At 62.1% G+C, this 17,605-nt stretch carries 14 protein-coding genes; 9 read left to right on the top strand and 5 right to left on the bottom strand.

All coding sequences use genetic code 11. The features are described from left to right. Positions 1 to 68: 68 nt before the first annotated feature. Together ACSQ2W_RS15110 and ACSQ2W_RS15105 are read left to right on the top strand one after the other, a co-directional pair. Entirely contained in the window at positions 69 to 2,672 is a 2,604-nt protein-coding gene (locus ACSQ2W_RS15110; protein WP_436086984.1) for an ATP-dependent helicase, read from the top strand. 881 nt (positions 2,673 to 3,553) lie between these two features. Next, complete coding sequence (locus ACSQ2W_RS15105; protein ID WP_436086983.1) at positions 3,554 to 5,734, top strand: CHASE2 domain-containing protein; 2,181 nt, start codon at positions 3,554 to 3,556, stop codon at positions 5,732 to 5,734. Between the two features lie 87 nt (positions 5,735 to 5,821). Here ACSQ2W_RS15105 and ACSQ2W_RS15100 read toward each other — a convergent pair whose 3' ends face one another. Then, positions 5,822 to 6,769, bottom strand: a complete 948-nt coding sequence (locus ACSQ2W_RS15100) for a FecR family protein (RefSeq protein ID WP_436086982.1) — start codon at positions 6,767 to 6,769, stop codon at positions 5,822 to 5,824. An 88-nt stretch (positions 6,770 to 6,857) separates the two neighbouring features. Beyond that, positions 6,858 to 8,006, bottom strand: a complete 1,149-nt coding sequence (locus tag ACSQ2W_RS15095; protein ID WP_436086981.1) for a DUF2778 domain-containing protein — start codon at positions 8,004 to 8,006, stop codon at positions 6,858 to 6,860. 776 nt (positions 8,007 to 8,782) lie between these two features. Here ACSQ2W_RS15095 and ACSQ2W_RS15090 point away from each other — a divergent pair. After that, positions 8,783 to 10,036, top strand: coding sequence for a GGDEF domain-containing protein (locus tag ACSQ2W_RS15090; protein ID WP_436086980.1), 1,254 nt, complete (start codon positions 8,783 to 8,785; stop codon positions 10,034 to 10,036). A 91-nt stretch (positions 10,037 to 10,127) separates the two neighbouring features. After that, positions 10,128 to 10,631, top strand: coding sequence for a CreA family protein (locus tag ACSQ2W_RS15085; RefSeq protein WP_436086979.1), 504 nt, complete (start codon positions 10,128 to 10,130; stop codon positions 10,629 to 10,631). A 5-nt stretch (positions 10,632 to 10,636) separates the two neighbouring features. Here the strand turns inward: ACSQ2W_RS15085 and pncA are convergent, their stop codons facing one another. From pncA to ACSQ2W_RS15070, 3 genes are all read right to left on the bottom strand, one after another. After that, the gene (gene pncA, locus ACSQ2W_RS15080; RefSeq protein ID WP_436086978.1) at positions 10,637 to 11,266 is read right to left on the bottom strand and encodes a bifunctional nicotinamidase/pyrazinamidase; all 630 of its coding nucleotides are present in this window, start codon (positions 11,264 to 11,266) and stop codon (positions 10,637 to 10,639) included. A 181-nt stretch (positions 11,267 to 11,447) separates the two neighbouring features. Next, positions 11,448 to 11,912, bottom strand: coding sequence for a chemotaxis protein CheW (locus ACSQ2W_RS15075; RefSeq protein ID WP_018326507.1), 465 nt, complete (start codon positions 11,910 to 11,912; stop codon positions 11,448 to 11,450). A 2-nt stretch (positions 11,913 to 11,914) separates the two neighbouring features. Beyond that, entirely contained in the window at positions 11,915 to 13,891 is a 1,977-nt protein-coding gene (locus ACSQ2W_RS15070) for a methyl-accepting chemotaxis protein (RefSeq protein ID WP_436086977.1), read from the bottom strand. Between the two features lie 280 nt (positions 13,892 to 14,171). Here ACSQ2W_RS15070 and ACSQ2W_RS15065 point away from each other — a divergent pair, with 280 nt between their 5' ends. From ACSQ2W_RS15065 to ACSQ2W_RS15045, 5 genes are all read left to right on the top strand, one after another. Next, positions 14,172 to 14,318: a hypothetical protein gene (locus ACSQ2W_RS15065; RefSeq protein WP_436086976.1), complete on the top strand. Its 147-nt coding sequence runs from the start codon at positions 14,172 to 14,174 to the stop codon at positions 14,316 to 14,318. A gap of 102 nt (positions 14,319 to 14,420) precedes the next feature. Further along, complete coding sequence (locus ACSQ2W_RS15060; RefSeq protein WP_436086975.1) at positions 14,421 to 15,020, top strand: SCO family protein; 600 nt, start codon at positions 14,421 to 14,423, stop codon at positions 15,018 to 15,020. Between the two features lie 19 nt (positions 15,021 to 15,039). Next, entirely contained in the window at positions 15,040 to 16,170 is a 1,131-nt protein-coding gene (locus tag ACSQ2W_RS15055) for an FAD-dependent oxidoreductase (RefSeq protein ID WP_436086974.1), read from the top strand. A 72-nt stretch (positions 16,171 to 16,242) separates the two neighbouring features. Next, complete coding sequence (locus ACSQ2W_RS15050; RefSeq protein ID WP_436086973.1) at positions 16,243 to 17,121, top strand: 50S ribosomal protein L11 methyltransferase; 879 nt, start codon at positions 16,243 to 16,245, stop codon at positions 17,119 to 17,121. A 7-nt stretch (positions 17,122 to 17,128) separates the two neighbouring features. Then, on the top strand, positions 17,129 to 17,428 hold the full coding sequence (locus ACSQ2W_RS15045; RefSeq protein WP_436086972.1) for a hypothetical protein: 300 nt from the start codon (positions 17,129 to 17,131) through the stop codon (positions 17,426 to 17,428). Positions 17,429 to 17,605: the final 177 nt, after the last annotated feature.

The raw sequence follows: 17,605 nt of genomic DNA, 5'->3' as shown, positions 1-17,605 counted from the left end.
TGGACTTCACGGAATAAAAGAAGAACGGAATTCTGGCCTTTCGGCGCCGAATCACTACATTGAGCCGCATGAGCAATGGATTTGACGATATTCCCTTCTTCGATGAGGAGCCGGCGCCGCGTCCTGCGCGCGGGCACCAGCCGGCACCGCCCGCCCCTGCCGGTGGCATCGCCGCCCGCGCCATGGCAGCGCGTGACCAGCATCGGGCACCCGATTATCTCTCCGGCCTGAACCCGGAACAGCGCGACGCCGTCGAAACCCTCGACGGCCCTGTTCTGGTGCTCGCCGGCGCCGGCACCGGCAAGACCCGCGTGCTCACCACCCGCATCGCCCATATCCTGACGACCGGCCGCGCTTATCCGAGCCAGATCCTCGCCGTCACCTTCACCAACAAGGCGGCACGCGAAATGAAGGAGCGCATCGGAGTGCTGGTCGGCTCGGCCGTCGAGGGCATGCCCTGGATGGGCACCTTCCACTCGATAGGCGTCAAGCTGATGCGTCGCCATGCCGAACTTGTCGGGCTCAAGTCCTCGTTCACCATTCTCGACACCGACGACGTGGTGCGCCTCATCAAGCAGATCATTCAGGCCGAGGGCATCGACGACAAGCGTTGGCCGGCCAAGCAATTCGCCCAGATGATCGACGGCTGGAAGAACAAGGGCCTCGGCCCTGCCGACATCCCCGAAGGCGATGCCCGCTCCTTTGCCAACGGCAAGGGCCGCGAGCTCTACGCTGCCTACCAGGCCCGGCTGATGACGCTGAACGCCTGCGATTTCGGCGATCTGTTGCTCCACCCGATCCGCATGTTCCGCGCCCATCCGGACGTGCTGAAGGAATATCACGACAAGTTCCGCTATATTCTCGTCGACGAATACCAGGACACCAACACCGCGCAATATATGTGGCTGCGGCTGCTTGCCCAACGGCCGCGCGCACGCGGCCCAATCTCCCCCCCTGAGGGGGAGATGTCCGACAGGACAGAGGGGGGTAGGCGGCAGGCCTCTGCAGCAAGTGGCTCACCCCCCTCTGTCGGCTTCGCCGACATCTCCCCCTCAAGGGGGGAAATCAGAGGCGGCACCGTCAACATTTGCTGCGTCGGCGACGACGACCAGTCGATCTATGGCTGGCGCGGTGCCGAGGTCGACAACATCCTGCGCTTCGAGAAGGATTTTCCCGGCGCAAAGGTCATCAAGCTGGAGCGCAACTACCGCTCGACGGAGCACATCCTCGGCGCCGCCGCCCATCTGATCGCCCACAATGAAGGCCGCCTCGGCAAGACGCTGTTCACCGACCGCACCAATCCGGACGACGACAAGGTGCAGGTCCATGCCGCCTGGGACTCCGAAGAGGAAGCCCGCGCCGTCGGCGAGGAGATCGAGCAGCTCCAGCGCCAGAAGCACGATCTCAACGACATGGCGATCCTGGTGCGCGCCTCCTTCCAGATGCGCGAGTTCGAAGACCGCTTCGTCACGCTCGGCCTGAACTACCGCGTTATCGGCGGCCCGCGCTTCTACGAGCGGCTCGAAATCCGCGACGCGCTGGCCTATTTCCGCCTCGTCTGCCAGCCCGCCGACGACCTCGCCTTTGAACGCATCGTCAACACCCCGAAGCGCGGCCTTGGCGATACGACGGTGCGCAGCCTTCACGACTATGCCCGCAGCCGGAATATCCCGATGCTCGCAGCGGCTGCCGATCTCATCGAAACCGACGAGATGAAGGCCAAGCCGCGCAAATCGCTGTTCGACGTCGTCACCATGTTCAAGCGCTGGCAGGGCCTGCTTGAAACCACGCCGCATACGGAGCTTGCCGAAACCATCCTCGAAGAGTCCGGCTATACGGACATGTGGAAGAACGACAAGTCGGCCGAAGCCCCCGGGCGCCTGGAAAACCTGAAGGAACTTATCCGCTCGATGGAAGCGTTCGAGAGCATGCGCGGCTTCCTCGAACATATAGCGCTGGTGATGGATGCCGAGCAGAACGAAAACCTCGACGCCGTCTCGATCATGACACTGCATTCGGCCAAGGGCCTGGAATTCGAAACCGTCTTCCTGCCCGGCTGGGAGGAAGGGCTCTTCCCGCACCAGCGTGCGCTCGACGAGGGGGGCCGCTCGGGGCTGGAGGAAGAACGCCGCCTCGCCTATGTCGGCCTGACGCGGGCAAAACGCCGCTGTCACATCTGGTTCGTCTCCAACCGCCGCATCCACGGCCTGTGGCAATCGACGCTGCCCTCGCGCTTCCTCGACGAATTGCCCGTCACCCATGTCGACGTCGCCGAGACCGAACAGTCCTATGGCGGCTACAACCGCGGCGGCTACGGCCAGTCGCGCTTCGACAAGCAGGAACCCTTCGCCAACGCCTATTCCACCCCCGGCTGGAAACGCGCCCAGGCCAACAAGACCGACGCCACCCGCGACAACTGGGGCTCCCGCTCCGGCGTCTCGATCGAGCGCATCGGCTACGGTGAGAGCGGCCCCCGCGCCCGCACCATCGACGGCGAACTCGTGGCCAAGTCGAAGATCGACGAGCCCTCGAAATTCAACGTCGGCGACCGCGTGTTCCACATCAAGTTCGGCAATGGCAACATCGCCGGCATCGAGGGCAACAAGCTGACGATCGACTTCGACCGGGCCGGGCAGAAACGGGTGCTGGACGGGTTTGTGGAGCGGGTGTGACGCTCGGCTTGGATCCTCGGGTCATCCTCGGGTTTAACCCGAGGACGAGGGTGACGGAGGGGAGGAATTCGGCGGAGAAAACCGGATACCTCCGGCGGTAGGATGTTTGCTATTGGCGCGATCCACCCAAGGTAGTCATCCTCGGGCCTGACCCGAGGATCCACAGCCGCGCTCTCCAAAGCCCAAAGCCCAAGCCCACAAACTTCGGTCAAGCGCCAATGCCGACCCCCAGCCGCGAAAAAATCACCCGCAAAATCCCCGCCCCTCACACCCATGCCATAATCCGCTCGTCCCGCCCACGGATACACTGCCAGCCGTGGCAACGAGGCGGGGCCGGCGGCGGGTTCGGGGAAAGGACGGACGTCCCCGAGGCCGGGGCTCACAAGAAGGTTCCCCTCCGCAGGCCGATGCTGCTGCGGGCGTGCAATCGCACAGAGGGCCGACAAGGCCGTAGCGGAACGAGTTTGCGGGCAAAAACCGCCGAACGGGGCGCTGAGAGGTGTCACCTATTCTATTCATACGAGGCAGCTTTCAGCGCCCCGTCCGAACAGAAACCAAAAACACGGCGAGCGATCGCGCGTGAAGGATGGAACCGTGCCCTCCCGGTCGTCATCCTCGGGCTTGACCCGAGGATCCACACACAAACCCAACGCGCAGACGTGGGTTGGCTCCGGTTCTGGATCCTCGGTTCAAGCCCGAGGATGACGACACCAAAGAGGAGGCCGCAGCAACAAAGGCGCCCGACAAGAATCTGCTGCCCGCACCGGTGCGAGCGGGAAAAGTCCCTTCTGAAAGCCACCCGCTCACAGCCGCCAACGCCTGTTTTCCCCATCGGCGCCGGCTGTGCTAGGCTCGATGCCAGAGGGGCGGATGGCGTAGTCATGACACGTGCACAGCAAGTTGGCGTCATCGTCGGTCTGATGATCGTGGCGATCCTGACGATGTTGCGCGCCAGTGACCCTCAACTCATGCGGCAGGCCCGTGCAGTCGCGTTCGACGAGTATCAGCGCATCGCGCCGCGGGCATTCCAGGATCTGCCGGTCCGCGTGGTCGACATAGACGAAGCGTCGCTGAAAGAATTCGGCCAATGGCCATGGCCGAGGGACCGCATGGCCAAACTGGTGAACAGGCTTTCGGAGATGGGAGCGGCGGCGATCGCATTCGACATTCTCTTCTCCGAACCCGATCGCCTTTCGCCACGCACGGTCATGCGCGATGTCGCCGGGGTCGATCCCTCGCTCGTTGAACGGCTCCCGGACAATGACGAAATTTTCGCCCGTTCGATCGCTGAAAAGCCGGTCGTGCTCGGCTTTGCACTCTCCAACGAGGGCAACGACCGGCCTCAGGTAAAGGCCGGCTTTGCCTTCACCGGCGAACCGCCCTTCCACGCGCCGCCCCGCATCACCAGCGCGACACCCCTGCGCCCGCAACTCGAGGCCAATGCCGCCGGCATCGGCCATATCAGCCTCAACCCCGGCGATCCGTCGGCGGTGGTGCGCACCGTGCCTCTGCTCTTGAGCGACGGGCAACAACTCTATCCCAACCTTGCGCTCGAAGCGCTGCGCGTCGCGCAGGGCGCGTCCACCTACGTGCTCGCCGATGCGCCGGATGCGCCGGACACCATTACCCTGATCAAGATCGGAGATTTCGTCGTCCCGGTGACGGCAGCCGGTGAACTCTGGCTCTATGTCACTCCCGACAGGGCGGACAGGTATATTTCGGCGCGACAGATACTGGCTGCCGAAGGGGTTTCGCCCGCAACAGCCGCGGCAATGGAAGGCAGCATCGTCTTCATCGGCACCTCGGCCGCGGGCCTCCAGGACATTCGCACGACGGCGCTCGGTCAGAACGTGCCCGGCGTCTCGCTCCAGGCCCAGACCGTCGAGCAGATCCTGTCCGGGCGGTTCCTCTCGCGGCCCGACTGGGCCGACGGCCTTGAAATCCTGTCCATCGCGGTTGCGGGCACCCTGCTCGTCATCCTCACCACATTCGTCAGCCCCGCCGTAGCGCTGGCCTGCGGGCTGCTGATCACGGCGCTCGCTCTCGCCGCCTCGTGGCTTGCCTTCCTCTACGGCGGCCTCCTGCTTGATCCCCTGGCGCCGATCATCAGCGGATCGATGACGCATTTCGCGGCAACCGCGTTCCGTTTCCTGGTGATCGACCGGGAACGCCGGGAGGTCCGCGCCGCCTTTGGCCACTACCTCTCCCCCTCGCTGCTCTATCGCATCGAGCACACCCAGGGCGCCCTGCGTCTCGGCGGCGACGACCGGGAATTGACGGTGATGTTCGTCGACATCCGCAACTTCACCGAGATCAGCGAGCGGTTGGCGCCCACCGCGGTCGTCGGATTCCTGAACACCCTTCTTGATGCGCTGAGCCGCCATGTCATCGAGAACGAGGGCACCCTCGACAAGTTCATCGGGGATTCGATCATGGCCTTCTGGAATGCGCCCGTCGATGTCGGGGACCATGCGGTCAAGGCGGTCCGTGCCGCATTGGCCATGCGCGAGACGCTTGCCCGCCTCAATGCCGATGACGCTTTCGGGTTTGGAAATGGACAGTCCGTGGGCATCGGCATCGGCATCCATACCGGCCTAGCCTGCGTCGGAAACATGGGCGCCGAGACCCATTTCAATTATTCCGCCGTGGGCGACACCGTCAACGTCACCGCACGCATCGAGGCGGCCTGCAAGGACGTCTGTTTCGACATTCTGGTGTCTGAGAGCACTGCGAGCCTGGCGCCGCAGTATGCACTTCTTGAGGCGGGTGCGTTGGCGCTCAAGGGTAAGAGTACGCGAACCCGCACCTTCGCGGTGGTCGGCGACGAGCGCCTCGCCATCTCCCCCGATTTTGCCACATTGAAGCATGTTCACGGGCAACTGATCGAAGCCATGGCATCGCGGTCGCCGGCTGCCCGCAAAATGCTACGTGTGGCAAAACGCAAGGCGGCGGAACTGCCGGTGGGATTGGCGGAATTCTATCGCCGCATCTCGCGCCGAGCCGACCATTTTCTCCAGCGGCCCGCCGTAGCGCCGCGCGTCCATCCTGACGGGAAAACATGACACCTCATGCCCGCAGCGGCATTTCGGCGGTACAAAGCCGTGTTGACGGCAACATCGCGAGCGCCACGCCGGCGACGATCCCTCCCGTCATTTCCTGCTCTTGCCGCGATCGTTGCGGTCCTTGTTGCGGCCGCGATGGTAGCCGTCGTCGTGGTCACCGTGATGCTGGCTGCCGTCGTCAACGCTGTTGCCGTCACGATCATGATGGTTGTGGTGCCTGTCGCGCTCGCGCGGCTTGTCCGGCTTGTCCGGCTTGTCCTTATCCGGCTTGTCGGGCTTATCGTCCTTGTCGGGTATATCCGGCTTATCCGGCACATCGCGCTGCTCGCGAACGGTCGCAGGGATGCGGTCGGGCCGAATATCGACGACGTTCGCAAGGCCGCAACCGCCGCCGCCGCCCGCTGAAAGCCTCTGGCTGCCGGAGAGGAACGGCAGCGCCTTGGTATTGCCGAGCGTCTTGAAGATGCCGCGGTCGACCGGGCGGGTTTCGGTCAGGCCTCCGTTGCGGGTGGCAACCACGCAGTCGCAACGCCGCCTCAATTCTCGGCAGCCGCCCGGGCCGCAAAAACTGGCCGATCCGCCCAACAGCACCATGGCGGTCGTGCCGTCGGCACCGACATAGAAATCGAAAACGGTCCCGCGAACGCCGATCGTTCCGGCTGGCGTCAAAATCTCATAGGCGGCGTGTTTGGAGTTTCCGCTTATCCAGCGAAACGTGCCCTTGGCCGCCTTGACGGTGAGCTTCTTCACCGAACGCGAGCCATCGAAGACGAACTTGTCGATAACCACGGATGAGCCCCACCCTACGGCGAGCTTGGTCCCATCCCGGAAGACAAACTGGCCCAGCCCGGATCGGGACGTGCTGATTCGTTCGTCCTGGAACACCGGATCGTCGATCGCGAGCTCACCGCTCGCCCCCGTCACCGCAGTCTTGATGTGAATGGCCTTGCCGATCGATTGCGCAGCAACGGACGGGGTTGCAGCGGAGAGCAACAGACTGAATGCGACGACAACGGCCCGATCCGGAGCAAACATCTCCCCCTCCTCGAGAGGGGGCACATTAGCACAATGTAATTTATATGTCTCGCGATCCGCGTGGGGTGATCCGGCCGCAAGCGACGGCTTATACGCCCTTGGAAAACAGCGAGGCCAGCGTCTTCTTCGGCGCGGAGAAGCCACCCTTCATGCTCTTGACGATGACCATGTGCGATATTTCCCCGCGCTTGAAGGCTTTCAGGAAGCGCGGATACTCCTCGAAGGCGACGCAGCCATGCGAGTCGCCGCGGTTGCGCAAGAGATAGCTGTGGGCGAGCAGACCGACGCGGCCATGCGGCGCGACGCCATTGACCGGCGTCAGGCGCACGGCCGCCACACCGTGGAACAGTGACTCGCGCATCGTCACCTTGTAGGTACCGGGCGGCGTCGGGCCCTTCATTTTCACATGGACGTAAGCGGGATTGTCGCGCATCTTGCCGATGCCGGAATGCGCCTCGAGCTTCTCGCCGTTCGGCATGTAAACCACGCCGGCCGAAATATCGTAGTAGGCAACGCCCTTGCGGCCGCGGAAAGTCGGACGAACCTCGTCATCATCGTCCATGGGAAGATCCGGCTTGGCATAGGCAAGTTCCTTGGTCCCCGGCTGTCTGGTCCGGTTGGCCGGTTTGCCGGCGCTGTCGGCGAGGCTCCGCGGCTTGGAAAGCGGCGTCGGCCCCAGATCCGGCAACATTCCATTCAGCGATGAGGCCGGTTCCTCCATCACGAGGCTGAACGGCTTGCCCAAGCCTTGCTTGAGCGAGACGTTTTCGATGAGCGCATTGGCCATCACGGGCGTCGAGCCAGTGATTACGTCGTCACCCCTCGCCGCAGCCGCCTTCGCCAGCGCCAAAACCTGCGTCTTTTCGATAAAATCGACAGGGGGTTTCGCCAGCGCAACGGCCGCGATGCTCTTTTGTGGCACAAGCGTGGAGGCCAGATGGATGCGCGGCAGGACTGTCAGCCGCGAGAACTTGGTGAGCCGCACCACGCGCTGCTGCGGGGCGGCGCGCACGATCGCGTTGAGCCCCAGGGAGGCCTCCAGACGAGATTGATTGTCTGACGGCAGCGATGGCCCCATGGTTTGCATGGCCGCAAAGGTCGCGATCACCCACATCGAAGCGGCGATGCCGACACCTATAAAGGCCGCGCCGGAGACGAGAGAATGCGCCTTTTTCGAGCGGCCTGCCGGTTTGCCGGATGAGGCGACATGACTGAACTTTTCGACCGCAAACGCCATGATACTCGTTACCCAAAACGCATTACACAATCCGAAGGCAACGGAACGCATTGCCGAGGAGGCCGGTCCAATGCTTGAGGGGCGCCAAACTCTGCGCTTTCCCGGGCATGCCGATCGATCAGAAGAATGACAAAGTATGGTAACCAATTCCTTTACGCTGACCCCGCGAAATCGAGGAGAAGGATGCGGGAGGAAGAACAGCATTGCGGCACAGAAAAGGGCGACGAAGGTTGTACCCTCGCCGCCAGGGATATTGCGGTCCAACGGACACATGGCTGCATCAACGCCAGCACCGAGCCGAGGCTCGGCGGTCGGCGCCTGCGTTTGGTCTCAAAACCTTTATTTTTGACGATATTGTGGAGATAGCGGGGCTTTTTCTCGGACTTACTGTATTCGTTCTGGCCCCGCGCATTCCCTTCGCACCCCTCCCCCTTGCGCGCGGCCCTCCCTGCTCGACGCGATTTCCGATCTCATTCCACATCATGCAGCCGACAGTTTCAGTCCACTCAAAATGGAATTCGGTTCGTGCGGCGTGCGCATCCGGCCCCTTGCCGATGATGCATATGCAAGCTTGCGGCACCTAAATCAGTGGTGGAGCGCGGTAACGCTGTCCGCCGCCGTGCAAATAGCGTCGGAAATCGCGAGGTGTGTGCTGTTTGGATAAAATTGCAGCGAATTTCGGCCGAAAAAATTAAAGCGCTGCGACTACGAATTCGGGCTTATCCGCGCAAACGGACCCAACCATTTTCAGCGCCGCCCGGCAGGAATCCACGCCTATGAGCTTCCTTTCCGCCATCGCCGTCATTGCCCTTGCGGTGATGCTTCCCGTACTGCTGCTATTGCGCAAGAGCGGTGTACCGGGTGTTGGCAGCTTTTGCCTCGCATGCATTCTTTCGATGCTTTCCGCCGGCGCCGTTCTTACATCGACGATTGCGCCCCCCTGGTTCGATGTGGTGGCCGGATCAACGCTGACGGTGGCTGCGTCTCTGGCCGCCTTGAACGGTTTCCGTGACTTCCTTGGGCAAAAACTGCTCAGATTGCCGCTGCTCGTTGCAACCCTTGCCTGCACGGCTATCGTCCCTGGCGTCTTCAGCCACGTGTTCGAAAGTCGGGATGTCTGCGTCGCTTTCAGTGCCGGATTGGCGGGGCTGATCTATTTCCTCACTGGCATCATGATCATGCGCCATTGGTCGAGGCAACGGGCGATCGCACCTTACGTGCTGTTCTGCTGCGTGTCCGCCTTTGCGATGGCTGCCCTGAATGCCCTTCGCGCCATTGCCGCCACCACCGATTTCGGCAGCGCCGTCGAGCCGCAGATGTGGACAACAGCGCTTGTGGCTGCCCGTCAACTGATGATGCCGCTGTTTTTGCTGGGCGTCGTTCTGCTGTTGCACGGCTGGATGATCGCCAATCTTCGTCATTTGATCGCGCATGACGAACTGACGGGCGCCCTGTCGCGGCGGGCCTTCATGGCCGAATGCGAGCGGATGTCCCACGCCGCCTCCGGCTACGGGCGCCAGACGGCGTTCATGCTGCTCGACCTCGACCGGTTCAAGCAGATCAACGATCAGCACGGCCACGCCGGCGGCGACGCAGCGCTTGGGCACTTTACCAGGATTGTTCAACAGACGCTTGCCGGGCGCGGTATTTTGGGGCGTTTGGGTGGCGAGGAATTCGGCATTGTTCTGGCCGGCGTCGGCCGCGCGGAAGCGGTCGCGGTCGCGGAGGCCATCTGCACGGCTGTCAGGACAACGCCGGCCAGCGCCGGCAAAGGCATGACGATCGCACTGACGGTCAGTATCGGCATCGCCATCGCCAAGTCCGGCGGCGCATTGGCCGATCTGATGATGCAGGCGGACGTGGCGCTCTACGAAGCCAAGGCGATGGGACGCGACCGGTTGAGTATTGCCGATAGCCTTGAAGCGGCTTCCTCAGCCAGCGCCAGGGCGCTTGCAGGACCCGCTGCGCAGATGCGCGCTGCAGCAGCCATGGCGGTTGCCTCAGCACCGCCCCTGTCGAACGTCGGCTAAGATTGACGTTGCCGGCGGTGCTGCCGAGCGTGCGGCTTGCATTGCCAAGCGGCCATCCTATGTGAGGGAAAACGCTTCCGGAGAACAATCAATGCCGCTTCCCCTTCGCCTCTGCCTTCTCAGCGCTTGTGCCCTTTTCGCGGCCATCCTTGCATCCCTGCCCGCACAGGCCGAAACCGTCGGCGAGGTCGGCGTCGACTGGCTCGGCAACGATATCCTGATCGATGCCGTCACCGATCCGAAGGTGGCCGGAGTCACCTGCCACGTCACCTATTTCGACCGCAGCGTCATCGACCGCCTGAGAAAGGGCAACTGGTTCGAGGACCCCTCCAACAATTCGATCGCCTGCCGCCAGACGGGGCCGGTGACGATCGGCGATATCGATCTCGGCCAGGAAGGCGAGGAAGTCTTTCGCGAGGGGCTTTCGCTGATTTGGAAGAAACTTGTCGTCAACCGGATCTACGACAAGAAAAACAATACCTTGATCTATCTCGCCCATTCGCGCGAGTTGACCGACGGCTCCGCCAAGATGTCGATCTCGACCATTCCGCTCTTCGGCCAGCCGGTGACCTGGACGAACGGTGCGCCGAAGTAACGGCGCTACCGTTCGGCGAAGACATCCTTGGAAGTAATGATGCGGACGCCTGCCGCGGCCATTTCGGCAATTGCCGCCTGCACGCCGGCGGGATCGATGCCGCGGCTTGCATCGGCAATAAACCGGACATTAACGCCGGGCATCATCGCCTTCGCGTCAAGCGCCGAGGCCTTGACGCAGTAATCCGTGGCAAGGCCGCAAATATCGAGGGTGCCGACGCGTGCCCGGATCAGGTAACCCGAAAGTCCTGTCAGCGCGGCGTGATCGTTGTCGCGAAAGGCGGAGTAACTGTCGACCTCACGATTCGCCCCCTTGCGCTGCACGTGATCAATGCCGGCGAAATTCAGGCCGGGATGGAACTGGGCATCGCGGGTCCCCTGGACGCAATGATCCGGCCACAGCATCTGCGGCCTGCCGTTTAGCGTACCCATCTCGAAAGGCTTCTTTCCGGGATGCTGCGAGGCAAAGCTGCCGTGATCGGCCGGATGCCAGTCCTGCGAGGCGACGACGAGATCATACTTGCCTTGGGCGATCAGCCGGTTGGCGACCGGCACCACATCCTCGCCATGCGGTACCGCAAGGTTTCCCCCCGAGCAGAAGCCATTCTGGATATCGACGAGCAGAAGGCATCGCACGGCAGTCTCCTATCATTGCAACAGAGGTTCGGGCAGAGAACGGCGCCCGTATTTCGCATCGCACAATAAACGGAGTGTCGGGAAAAACCAGCCGGGCTTCTGCCAACGACCAATCTATCACGAACGCAGCAAAACACCGCGCGGTTTCCCGCGCGGTGCTTGCCAATTTGCAGATATCAGCTCACGCGGCCTGCGCCAGTTCGTCGGCAATGACCGTATCAAGGTTGAGGAAGCAGACCATGGTCTTTTCCAATGCGACGATGCCGCGGCAGAAGGCGCGCTGCGCCTCCGGAATGATCTCCGGCGCCGGCTGCAGGTCTTCGCTCTTGATGGTCATCATGTCGGAGACCTGCTCGACCAAGAGACCGACCAGCTTGCCGGCGATATCGGTGACGATGATCGCCGAGCGCTCGGACGGCTCGGTCATCTTCATGCCGAGGCGGCAGGCCATGTCGATGACCGGGATGACGGCGCCACGCAGGTTGATAAGGCCGAGGACGTAGGGCGGTGTATGCGGCATCGGCGTCACGGGCGCCCAGCCGCGAATTTCGCGGATCGCCATGATGTCGATGCAGAATTCCTGATCACCCAGGTGGAACGAAACGATTTCGAGATAGGCACCGGACTGCTTGATTGCGTTTGACATGATCAGAACTCTTCCCAGTTTTCGGCGGAACCCGATGCCTTCGGCACGGACGACGCGGGGCTGCTAAAGGCACCCGCCAGCTTGCCCATCAGGGCCTTGGCGGGAGACGGCGCGGGGCGCGCGGTGGCCGATGTGGCGACACGGACCGGTTGACGAATTTGCGGAGCGAACGCGCCGCCGCCGAGCTTGAACTGGCCGATCAGCGCGGTCAGGCCTTCGGCATCCTGTGCGAGCGTATGGCTGGCGGCATTGGTTTCCTCGACCATCGCCGCATTCTGCTGGGTCATCTGATCCAGCTGGCCGATGGCCGTATTGATTTCCTGAAGACCGGTCGACTGCTCGCGGGCGGCCATCACGATCGACGTCATGTGCTCGTTGATACGCACCACATCCGTGCCGATACGCCCGAGCGCCTCGCCGGTTTCCTGCACCAGTCGAACACCGGTTCCGACCTCGGTGCTGGAGCGCCCGACCAGAACCTTGATATCCTTGGCAGCGCCCGCTGCCCGCTGGGCGAGCTCGCGCACCTCCTGTGCTACCACGGCAAAACCCTTGCCGGCCTCACCGGCGCGGGCGGCTTCGACACCGGCATTCAGCGCAAGCAGGTTGGTCTGGAAGGCGATCTCGTCGATCACATTGATGATCTTGCCGATTTCGGACGATGCGTTTTCGATCCGGGCCATAGCTTCGACCGCTTCGCGAACGATACGGCCGGATTCTTCCGCGTTGGTGCGCGTCTCGCCGACCATCTGGCTCGCCTCCTCGGCGCGCTGGGTGGCGGTGCGCACGGTAACAGTGATCTGGTCCAGCGCCGCGGAGGTTTCTTCGAGAGAGGCAGCCTGCTGCTCGGTGCGCTTGGCAAGATCATCGGCAGCGCCGCGCATCTGCTGGCTGTTGGACTGGATCGAGCTGCTGTTGTCGCGGACGCTGGAGAGCACGCTCTGCAGCTTCTCGACCGTATGGTTGAAGTCCTGGCGCAACGTTTCGAGATCGTCGCGGAACGGCTGGTCGATTGTAGCGGTCAGATTACCTTCAGAGAGGCGGTTCAGGCCCTGTCCAAGTGCTGTGACTGCGGACTGCACCTGCCGCGCCTCTTCAGCGCGGCCTGCTTCACTGGCCGCGCGCTCGGCTTCATTTTCGCTGCGGCTTGTCGCTGCCGACTGTTCAATATCACGTTTTTCGACAGCAGCTGCCCGGAACATCTCGACGCAACGGGCCATTTCACCGATCTCGTCGCTTCGGTTGACCGCGTCAACTGCGGTTTCGTAGTCGCCTTTCAGGATGCGCTTCATGCTGTCGCGCACCGCAAAAATGCCACGGCGAAGGACATTGCCATGAAAATAGAGCATGCCCATCAGCGACGCCATGGCAAGGAGCCCAACGGCGATCTGGAACTGGAGGGATTCACGTGAGCGAGCGGTAGCATCGGCGACGCGCGCAGCAAGCGCCGAGCCAGCCTCTTCATACAATTTTCCAAGCGATAGGGCCATGCGCTCGCCAGTGCCATCGATCGTATCATCGATCGCCCCATAGGCGTCCGCAGGAGCGCCCTCCTCCACCATTTTCTTCAGGTCGACCTGAATAGCCTTGGTCATCTCGGCGAGATCGGCCTCGAACGACGCCATGATCTCCGGCTTGCCAAGAGATGCGGCCAATTCTATTGCCCCAGCCTTTCCAGCCTCCAGCACCGAGGTGAAATCAGCGATCGCCTTCAACCGTTCCGGCGCGACCTGGCGTTCCTCGCGATCGACGATCGTATCCATCGCCACCAGGGTCAGCTCGACGCTGGTAAGCCGCATGGTCTCGGCGTTCTTGATCGCAGCCTGCGCGATGATGGCTTTGTCGAGCGCCTGGTTGACATGCGAATTCTGATACCAGCCAACAGCCAGCATCGAACCGAAGCCAATGAACGCGGCGAACCCAAGAGTGCCGAGCCGCTGGCTGACGGAAAGTTTACGGTCGAGTTGTGCAGACGTCATGCGGCAGTATCCAATTCGTGAGTGCGGCAGCGAGCGTCGCGCGCGCAGACAAAGGGAATGATGATGCGGGAAACCGGACTCGGACAACCGGCGACGTCATGTCAGCAAGGGGATTTAGCCCCCCTTCACGCGCTTAGAACATGGCAAACACAAATTAAACATTCGCTAAAATGAGTGCCGAATTCTCGCGATTCGAATGCGCTGACCACGCCGGAAACGCGCCATCCCGCGCCTTTCAATCTTCAACGCACCCGGGTATCATGGCGGCATGCAAGATGACGTGAAAAAGCCCCCGCAAACCCTGATGGTCACCGCCCTTGCCGGCGGCGGCCTTATTCTGTTCCTTGCTGCTTTTCTCGGATGGATCGTCCAGGGACCGGAGATCTTCCTGACCATGGCCGAAAACGGCCTCTCCTGGTGTTTCTGATCCTGCCTGCCGCATATTGACGCTGGCCGACCGAACGTTTGCAACCTGCGGTCCGAAGGTCTATCTGATCATCGAGATTGGTTAAATGGACCGGACATCATCATGAAAGCACTTCGCATCGTTCTTTGGGCTGCCGTCGCCGTCGTCGCGGCTGCCCTCGGCTGGATGACCTATCAAATGACCGCGTCGAAGGACCAGATCGCGGCCGGTCCTTTCGGCGTGCCCTTCGAACTCGTGTCCCAGACGGGCCAGCCGATTTCCGAAAAGGCTTTCACCGGCAAGCCGACGGCTTTGTTCTTCGGCTTCACGCACTGCCCGGAAGTCTGCCCGACGACCCTGTTCGAATTGAACGGCTGGCTGGAAAAGGTCGATCCGGACGGCACCAAGCTGCAGGCCTATTTCATCAGCGTCGATCCGGAACGCGACACGCCTGAAGTCCTTGGCCAATATGTTTCGAACGTTTCCAAGCGCATCACCGGCATTTCCGGTCCGCCGGACAAGGTGATGGAGATGGTCAAGGGTTTCCGGGTCTATGCCAAGAAAATCCCGCTGGACGAGAAGAAGCCGGACGGCGATTATACGATGGACCACACCGCCTCCGTTTTCCTTCTCGATTCCGAAGGCAAATTCACCGGCACGATCGCTTACGGCGAAAATCCGGACACCGCGGTCAAGAAGCTGGAAAATCTGCTGAAGACATAAGGATCGCCGCGAGGAGCTGATGGGGGAACGCACCGGAAGGTCAATTCTGATTGCCGGTGCGGGGCCGACCGGACTTGCTCTGGCGCTCGAACTTGCGCGGCGCGGCTTCCGCCCACGTCTGGTCTCAAGGGCCGCGGGACCGGCGCCAATCAATGAAAGCCGGGCGCTGGGTGTCAATGCGAGGACCATGACGCTTCTGGAGGCCTCCGGCGCCAGCGCCCGGATCCTCGCCGACGCCCGGCGCCTGACCAAATTCAAGATCTGCTCCGCAAGCAAGTTGCTGCTGACGATCGACACCGAGACATTCCGGGGCCCCTATTGTCCGATCTATGCCCTGCCACAGGGCGAAACGGAACGGTTGTTGCTCCAGCGGCTGTCGGCATTCGGCATCAGGCCTGAGTGGTCAACGCAAGTTCAGGCTGTGTCCGGCGATGTCCGGAGCCCGATCGTCATGCTGCGCCACGCGGATGGCCAAACAGAGACGGTGCTGCCGGACATGCTGATCGGCGCGGATGGCGCCCATTCCGATGTGCGCAAGGCCTGCGGCTTCGCTTTTCCAGGCGATGCGATCGAAAGCCGTTTCTTCCTGGCCGATTACCGCTATGCCCAGCCGGTCGATACCAGCTTCGCCGAAATGAACCTCCTCAATCCGGGCGTGCTGGGTCGCCTGCCCGTACGCGAAGACAGGCTGCGTTATGTGTCGACGATCGAGGATTTCGAACCCCGCATCGAGCATCCGGCCACGGTGCTGGAGCGGACGTGGAAATCGGACTTCACCGTCAGCTTCCGCCATGTCGAAACGATGAGCCGCGGCAATGTCTTTCTTGCCGGCGACGCCGCGCACGTGCATTCACCGGCTGGCGCCCGTGGTATGAACCTCGGCATCGAGGATGCCTGCTGGCTCGCCTGGCTGATTTCCGAAGGACGGGAACGGGACTATTCCAAGCTGAGAATGCCCGTCGTCAAAACCGTGCTCAAGGATACGCGGCGCTACACCGCCTTCATCACCCTGAAGAATCCTCTCCTGACAGGCGGGCGTACGCTGTTGATGCCGCTATTGAACCAAATACCCGGTTTCACGGCGGCGGCGCTGCGCAAAGTTTCCGGCCAGGACACGCCGCCGCCGCCGTGGATTCCCGACGCCAGATAGGCCTGCGCTTTACCTTTGATCGGCGGGCGTGCTAGAGCCGCACAAGCCGTCCGCCGACCAAGGATAAAGACATTGAGCGACCTTCGCCTGTTCATCACCACGACCGAAAAGCAGTCAGAAGTCATCATGGACCTGATGACCGAAGCGTTCGAGGATGACGGCTATGCCATCGCCACCATGGAGATGGACGAAAAGAAGGATATCTGGGAGGCGTCGCTTTACATCGATTTCGACGAGGAAGACGAGATGCGGGCGCGCTTGAGCGACGTCATCGTGGCGCACTTTCCCGATGCGACGATCAAGCGGGAAGTCATTCCCGATGTCGACTGGATCGCCAAATCGCTGGAGGGCCTGTCGCCGGTGCGCGCCGGCCGGTTCCTCGTCCACGGCTCGCATGACCGCAACAAGGTTCGCGTCAACGACATCTCCTTAGAGATCGATGCCGGCCAGGCCTTCGGCACCGGACACCACGGCACGACGGCGGGCTGCCTCGAAGTCATCGAAACGGTCATGCGCGCCCGCAAGGTTCGCAATGCGCTCGATCTCGGCACCGGCAGCGGCGTGCTGGCGATCGCGGCGCGCAAGCTGAAGCCGATCCCGGTTCTCGCAACCGACATCGACCCGATCGCGACGCGTGTCGCCGCCGAGAATGTGCGCCGCAACGGCATCTCCACCGGCATCACCACGGTCACCGCCCCCGGCTTCCACTCACCGGCCTTCGCCGCGCATGGTCCCTTCGACCTGATCATCGCCAACATCCTCGCCCGCCCGCTGAGCAAAATGGCGCCGCAGCTTGCCGGCCACCTCGCGCCCGGCGGCTCGGTCATCCTGTCGGGCATTCTGGCATCGCAGCGCTGGAAGGTGCTGTCTGCTTATAATGGTCAGCATCTCCGCCATATCCGCACCATCTGGCGCAACGGCTGGGTGACGATCCATCTCGACCGTCCCTGACGGAGGGATGTTGAAGTTCGGAAAAATGAAAAACCCGCCGGTCATGGACAGGCGGGTTTTTCAAAACAAAGGCGATGCCGAAGCACCGCCCGCTGACCGGCAAGCCGGCCATGTCCGCGAGCTTGAGGAGGAGGAGCGCTCAAGCGGACTCTTCATGATCCAAAATTGGCCACCCGGAGGGAGGAGGAGAAGGGTGACCAACCATTCTCAGATCATGCAGCTCTTGCCTTTCGGCATTCGCGTGAACAACAGAGTTGCGTCCGTGTTCGTTGAGCGCCCTTATAAACGAAGTTTGAAATCGGGCTAGGTGACTTGCAGCATGGGTGCCATGCATGAGGCGCATAAGTATGATAATTACGACAACGATGGCGGGCAACCTCGAAGTCATCAAAAGCTGAGCAAGAAACACGGGCTTTCGCTGCGCCGTCTGTTTCCGCTAGAGTACCGGCACCCTTTCAGGAATCAGCCTGCACTTTGCGCGGCG

The organism is Pararhizobium sp. LjRoot255 (assembly GCF_964252905.1).
GTDB lineage: Bacteria > Pseudomonadota > Alphaproteobacteria > Rhizobiales > Rhizobiaceae > Pararhizobium.
The sequence above is the reverse complement of the archived record's forward strand: the minus strand, read 5'-3'. Positions and strand labels throughout refer to the sequence as shown.

Bases quoted from the DNA above. Each gene is read 5' to 3' on its own strand.
- ACSQ2W_RS15110 (WP_436086984.1), top strand. From the start codon at position 69: ATGAGCAATGGATTTGACGATATTCCCTTCTTCGATGAGGAGCCGGCG.
- ACSQ2W_RS15105 (WP_436086983.1), top strand. From the start codon at position 3,554: ATGACACGTGCACAGCAAGTTGGCGTCATCGTCGGTCTGATGATCGTG.
- ACSQ2W_RS15100 (WP_436086982.1), bottom strand. From the start codon at position 6,769: ATGTTTGCTCCGGATCGGGCCGTTGTCGTCGCATTCAGTCTGTTGCTC.
- ACSQ2W_RS15095 (WP_436086981.1), bottom strand. From the start codon at position 8,006: ATGGCGTTTGCGGTCGAAAAGTTCAGTCATGTCGCCTCATCCGGCAAA.
- ACSQ2W_RS15090 (WP_436086980.1), top strand. From the start codon at position 8,783: ATGAGCTTCCTTTCCGCCATCGCCGTCATTGCCCTTGCGGTGATGCTT.
- ACSQ2W_RS15085 (WP_436086979.1), top strand. From the start codon at position 10,128: ATGCCGCTTCCCCTTCGCCTCTGCCTTCTCAGCGCTTGTGCCCTTTTC.
- ACSQ2W_RS15075 (WP_018326507.1), bottom strand. From the start codon at position 11,912: ATGTCAAACGCAATCAAGCAGTCCGGTGCCTATCTCGAAATCGTTTCG.
- ACSQ2W_RS15070 (WP_436086977.1), bottom strand. From the start codon at position 13,891: ATGACGTCTGCACAACTCGACCGTAAACTTTCCGTCAGCCAGCGGCTC.
- ACSQ2W_RS15060 (WP_436086975.1), top strand. From the start codon at position 14,421: ATGAAAGCACTTCGCATCGTTCTTTGGGCTGCCGTCGCCGTCGTCGCG.
- ACSQ2W_RS15055 (WP_436086974.1), top strand. From the start codon at position 15,040: ATGGGGGAACGCACCGGAAGGTCAATTCTGATTGCCGGTGCGGGGCCG.
- ACSQ2W_RS15045 (WP_436086972.1), top strand. From the start codon at position 17,129: ATGTTGAAGTTCGGAAAAATGAAAAACCCGCCGGTCATGGACAGGCGG.